Annotated in this window: 3 protein-coding genes; 2 read left to right on the forward strand and 1 reads right to left on the reverse strand. The window is 55.6% G+C overall.

What is annotated here, in order from left to right; all coding sequences use genetic code 11:
• Positions 1-305: 305 nt before the first annotated feature.
• Positions 306-1,628 carry a DUF1214 domain-containing protein gene (locus AC2FNS_RS18000; RefSeq protein ID WP_496713724.1) on the reverse strand — a complete coding sequence of 441 codons (1,323 nt, stop codon included), beginning with the start codon at positions 1,626-1,628 and terminating at the stop codon, positions 306-308.
• Between the two features lie 308 nt (positions 1,629-1,936).
• Here AC2FNS_RS18000 and AC2FNS_RS18005 point away from each other — a divergent pair, with 308 nt between their 5' ends.
• Positions 1,937-3,427 (forward strand): amidase, encoded by a 1,491-nt coding sequence (locus AC2FNS_RS18005; protein ID WP_496713726.1) that lies wholly within the window; start codon positions 1,937-1,939, stop codon positions 3,425-3,427.
• A 167-nt stretch (positions 3,428-3,594) separates the two neighbouring features.
• Positions 3,595-4,720 (forward strand): hypothetical protein (locus tag AC2FNS_RS18010; protein ID WP_496803939.1); only part of this gene is annotated, 1,126 nt, incomplete at its 3' end.

A 4,720-nucleotide genomic window follows, 5' to 3' on the forward strand; every position in this document is an offset into this window, starting at 1 on the left:
ATCCTATCGTCGTGACTTCCATGGTGGGGCTCCTTTCCTTGCAGAAGATGTCTTCTGCAGTTTGCCGCAAAGCGCGACGGTTGGCTGCAGACGCCATCCACCCCATCCGCACACCAGTCATCTGATAAAAAGCCTCAGATGACTGAGACGAGCCCAAAGCGGAAGTGCTCCATCTCTGAACCTCGCAGGCGCAGCGAACTAGTCGCCAGATCCCTGAGCCGCACCGCAGAAAGAAAAGCGGTCATTCATTCACTGCGCAGCAAGTTTTCGGGTGCCGATGTCCGAGTTGCGGACGAAGCCGACAATCAATTCAGCTTCCGAATTTTCGGCGGAAACCAGTTGCCCGCTTTTACAATCTCTTTCGGAACATAGGTCCTGAACGTCAGCGAAAACGGTTTTCCTTCAGCGGAGGGCAGCCAATTCGCGGAAGGAAAAGAACCGTTCTCCGCCGGGGCGATAAACATGGACACACCACTATCCGCGTCCTTCTTAAGCGGCGAATAGGAGTTGAAATTGAACCTATCGATTGCATTTGGAACCACACGGTAATCGGGTAGATCCACTAAGATAACCGACCAGTATCCGTTCACTACCGCATCGGGACTGCTAGTTTCGTTGAATTCGATAACATAGGTGCTGCTGCCATCCAGCGGCTTGCCGTTCCCATCGGTAGTGGCGACGAAGTAGATTACTTCATGCGTTGTGTTCGCCCAGATCCCAACCAGATTGGCCGCTGTTCTGATCCAGTAGTCGTCGCCGTAGATGCCGCCCACCAAGACGCCCAACCAGTTGTTCTGAAAGGAACCTGCTTCGGTCACCGCAAACTTCAAAAATTGCGGAATGACGGTTTCAAGAATCGCGCCTGCAAGGGCGTCCCGCTGCGCTGGATCAGAGGCTACACGCGCCACGGCCCGAACCTTGGCTTGCATCTGTGGCGCAACCGGAATGCTATCCAGCGCCGCTGAGAGTAATTCATCTGTATGATCGAAAATCTCCACACCGATCAGTGACTGGTTATCGAAGATAGGCAAGCTTGAAGGAGTCGAAATCGCAGGTTCGCCGAGAGTGGACATCGTGAATTGGCGTTGTAGGGAAACTGCACCTTCCACATCCGTTTGCAGCTCGACCCGCGCCAGCATCTTTGCCTTTCGGGAGGGCAGCACGACAGGTACGGCGCCCTCCGGTATCTCGGCAACCGTGTCGGGCGTCACGAAGGCATATGTTCCGTAAGGGTTCAGAGGATAGTCGCGCTCGTTGATGTTGGTGACAACATTGCCCCACTCATCGCAGATCTGGACCGTATAGTAGCGGCCTTCGACCTGCGGAACCGCCAGTAAGACGGCGCTTTGATCATCGACCGCAATCCAGGCTTCGAGATAGGCTACATCGAGGTTGGGGTTCACGAAGTCGGCGGCACCAACAGGGTTATACTTAATGACGTTGTAGTCTACCCCATCCTCGGCAATGTCTGTCTTCTCTTGTCGGTCAACAAGCGCACGACCCAGCAGGTATACATAAGCGTCGGCAATCGTCGCATCGTCGAGAGGCGTTGTCTGCTGCGCAAGGGCGGGTTCTACAACAACTACTGTGAGCAGGACGACGAATGTGCGCTTTAAACTGTGCAACATGAATGGGCCTCTTAGGTTCGACTGGACCGTTTTCCTCAATAAAACTCGACTTGGTCAAGCGTGAAACATCTTCAGACCTCCGACAAACGAGTGATGTTTACTTTGTGCTCAACGCAGACATTCTCCGCGGTTCGCATTGATGACCGCGGTGCGTACGAAGCGGTCGCACACGCCCGCCATATCCAACCTTGCGGCTTACTCACTTATTTCTATGCGTTTACTTCCAAAAGTGGCCGAGTAATCTGCTTACGTTGTCAGGCTACGATCGAGGTCTTGGAATGCCGTCACGGCGCAGGATTTTGAAAAATATGATTGGCACGGTGTCGTACGCCGCGTTTGCACCGGCTGTTGCCAAACCTGCACAGGCCGCTCCAAAACGAAGTGATGAATTCATTGACTACGATGCGCTAGGCATGGCCGAGTTGATCAAGAAAGGTGAAATCTCCACTCGTGAAGCAGTCGAAATCACGATCCGCAGGATTGAGGCGGTGGAACCCATCGTCAATGCGATCACGACCCGCACCTATGAACGAGCCTTCGAGAAGGCAGAAACGATCTCGGCGGATACGACATTTGCGGGCATGCCGATCCTGATCAAGGACATGATTGACGTCGGCGGCGTGCGTCGGACGGACGGGTCGCGAATGATGTTGTCGAATATCCCTGCTGAAAACGTTCCCTACATCGACGGGGTTGAAGCCGCCGGCATGAACATCATCGGAATGACGAATGTGCCGGAGTTCGCGCAGTTGGGTATCATCACGAACAACTCGGCTTTCGGCGCGACGCGCAACCCTTGGGATCTGTCCGTATCCGCTCTTGGCTCCTCCGGGGGGGCCGCAGCTGCGGTCGCCTCGGGCATGGTGCCTTTGGCCCACGGTACGGATGGAGGCGGCTCTAATCGTTTGCCAACCGGCGCGCAGGGTTTGTTCGGTATAAAACCGAGCCGGGCACGCATGCTGCCCGGCGAAGCTGGCGGCATGCACGGGCCATTCAAGACCAATCAGGCAATCAGCCGCACGGTTCGAGACAGTGCTGCGTTGTTTGTGCACACGGAAGACCCGAACGGGCCGTTTCCTACGATCGGGCTGGTCACGGGACCGTCAACAAATCGGCTCAGGATAGGATTTGCCCTCACGCTGGATGGCGGCGAACCGGTTCATCCGGCAGTTGCCGCCGCCCAAGAGAATACGGCGCAGTTGCTGCGGGACCTGGACCACGAAGTTGTCGAGGCGGCCATTCCAATAAATGCCTCCGAATTCTTCACGAATTTCAACGGCGCGTTCCTCGGCCAGTTTGGCGTGTTCTCCGATCAGGCGAGAGCGATTACTGGAACCAACGCGATGGACAGTGGTCTCCTTGATGTCTTTACGGCGAGCCTGATCGAATACGGCAGCAATATACCAGCAGACGTACAGGCGGCAGGTCTGGAGTATCTCGCGACGGTGCCGGGGCTTTTCACTCAGGTCTTCAGTGACGTCGATCTTTTGTTGTCACCTTGCATGCCCTTTTTGTCCATTGACGCGAATGCACTGTCACCCGACACGATGGTCAACGAGTCCGTCGTCAACTTTCTGCAGGCAGGTTTGTCATACACGGCACCCGTAAACGTCTCAGGTCATGCGGCCATGTCGGTGCCGCTGAACTGGGATCCGGAGACGGGTCTGCCGATCGGATCGATGTTCCAGACGGCCACGGGCAACGACCGTTTGCTCTACGAGTTGGCTTTCGAACTGGAAGAGGCGCGCCCTTGGAAAGACCGCTGGGCACCTTATTCATGCAAGTACATCCCGGTTTGATACCAAAGTACTCACCACGGGCCCGTGGGGAAAATCAATTTCATCCAAGCAAAAGGAACCAGCATATGCATTCATTTCGACTTTCTGCCGCAACTTTTGTCCTTGGGATCTTGGCTTTCGGTTTCCCACACGCTGTGAGCGCGGATGGCAATTTGTCCGATCAGAGAATGGCAGACAGCCCGGAAGCTTTGATCAGAAGTCTTGGCGAAGTCTCCTTCCTGACCCCTGAGGAAATGGCCGCGAAGAAACAGGCGGAGTTGTCCGGGCTCATCCAGCCGTTTGACATTCCGCAGACGCCCCAAATTCTGGATCCGCGCATGGATCCCCGCGCCACCATTGTGGCCCGCGATATCGGTGAATACCTCGATCATCTGACCGGTATCTCCATAAAGTCCAAGAACGACGGGAATCTGATCTGGGGGCGCATTCAGGGCACCAAATACGAGCGCGAAGCATCTGACTACGTCGAAAGCAAGCTCAAGGAGTTTGGCTTTGAAGATGTGCGCAAAGACCTCGTTCCGGCACGTCGCCCGCTTTGGTATCTTGAACACCTTGAACTGACCATCCTTACCGCTCCCTCATTCGGGGAGGGCGAGACCTACACGTTCGAAAACGCTCTGACGAGCTACCAGTCAGCCACGACTCCCATCGGAGGGGTCGAAGCGGAAGTCATCTTTGTGGGTGAAGGCACGCCCGCCGAACTGATGGGCCGCGACCTGACAGACAAGCTTGTTCTGCTTCGTTCGCGCGGGTTGCCGGGTGGTCTCTTCCACAGTGCGCGTACAGCGTATTCGCGCATTGCAATCGGCGAATACGGGCAACCTGCGGGGGTGATCGTCTGGTCCGATGTGCCCAATGCATCGGTTGTGGCCACGCGGGTCGGGGCCATCGGTGGTGGCGAAAACCTGGGCCTCGCGTTGCCATGGACCGTGATCAACAATCAGGATGGCTATTATCTGCGCAAGTTGCTGGACCGCGCAACTGCAGATCAGCCGGTACGCATGCGGCTTGACGTTCAAGGCGAAGAACAGGGGCCGGACCAACGGTTTTCGTACAATGTCTACGGCATTCTTCCGGGTCAATCTGGCAAATATATTTTGCATGTGACGCATATCGATGGGTTCTTGTACGCCCAACATTGCAATGGCGGCGGAGTGGCGATGCAGATGGCCATGGCCAAGCATTTTGCCTCATTGCCGGCAGATCAACGGCGTCATGGATTGATTTTCCTTTTTGTCGGAGACCACGAGAATCCCGGTGTCGGGGCTACGGACAAGTTTGTCGATGCAAACA

It is taken from the genome of Ruegeria sp. BHSA191, assembly GCF_059613325.1.